The sequence below is a fragment of the Sphingobium sp. LSP13-1-1.1 genome, from assembly GCF_040676415.1.
Lineage (GTDB): Bacteria > Pseudomonadota > Alphaproteobacteria > Sphingomonadales > Sphingomonadaceae > Sphingobium.
Window position 1 is genome coordinate 10846 of sequence record NZ_JBEGHU010000024.1, and the last position, 1219, is coordinate 12064.

The following is a 1219-nucleotide window of genomic DNA, read 5'->3' on the forward strand; positions in this document are numbered from 1 at the left end:
AGATCGTTGGAGAGCCGTTGCGGATGACTAAGCTACCAGCAGTTTCTATGTTGCTGTTGGCACTGACCCTACCATCTGCGCCGAGTGTAATCATTGGCACACCGGCAGACTTGCCGCTGTAAATCTGAACGCCGCTTGACATACGGATCGAGCAGTATCCGTTGTTCAGGTCAACAATGTCGCCGTCATCGGCGAAGATGATACCGCCGCCTGTTGTGCTATTGGTGTTGATTGCAATTGACTTAGCGACGTTCAACTGGCCACTCATGTTGATCTGACCAGTTCCGCGTATGATCTGGAACGGTGTGTCGATGAATGTGCCAGCGTCGTTAAAGCGGTTGATGAAGAAGTTAGAACCGAAGCCGCTTCCCGTTTCAGCAGCACTATCTACGCCGATGTCAAAGCGAGCAACGCCGTTCTTCTGATGGCGAGTGTAAGCCAAGTTGCCAGTGGAAGGTGCGTTCAGGAAGAGAATTGCATCGCCAGAGGTGCGGTTGACCTGAAGAGTGCCTGTAACTGCTAATCCGGTGGTGCTGGCCTGTAGGCGAACCTCATAGTCCTGTCCGGTGGTGCTCTTGAAGTCGATGTAGCCGCCAGAGCCGGTGCGCTGAATCTCAATGCTGCCATCGGTGCCAAGCATGATCGAATGACCAGAGGTGGTGCCAGCAGTAAATGTGCCGGTTACACTCTGATTGCCCGTTGTGCCGACCTTACCATTCAATGCCGTCTGAGTGGCAGTGGTTACGGGGGCAGAAGCGATGTTGCCTGTGTGATATACTGAGTTGCCGTTGATCGAAAGAGCGCCTGCAACTAGGTCATATGCGAGCATACGGGATGGCGTGACATTATCGAAGATGCGAAGGTAATTGCCTTGAGCATCAATAACGGTATCGCCGTCGATGCCTTGTGCGGTTCCCTTCTTTAGAACAATCTGCCCGCCTTCGGTGCCAGCAGCCCTTACGGTCAAGTCCGACGGGACCGAGACAGCGCCAGTGAATGTCGCACCACCAAGGGCAGCATAGTTTGCAGGGTTCAAGTTGCCAGCATGCCAGAAGGACGAGCCGTTCATCTGTAGCTCTCCATTGGTGTGGAAACTCAGATATTTCTCTGCGCCGGTTGCACCAACACGGATATTGAACGAACCGTTATTGCTGTCTCGGTATAGGAATGGGCCGCCTGTGCCGGGGAAGGTCACATTAGGAACGGTGATGCCGCCAGT

1 protein-coding gene is annotated in these 1219 nt (G+C 53.7%); it reads right to left on the reverse strand.

Annotated elements, in window-relative coordinates; translation table 11 throughout:
• Positions 1–1219: hypothetical protein (locus MRBLSP13_RS14865; protein ID WP_363755315.1), on the reverse strand; the 1219-nt coding region annotated here is incomplete at both ends.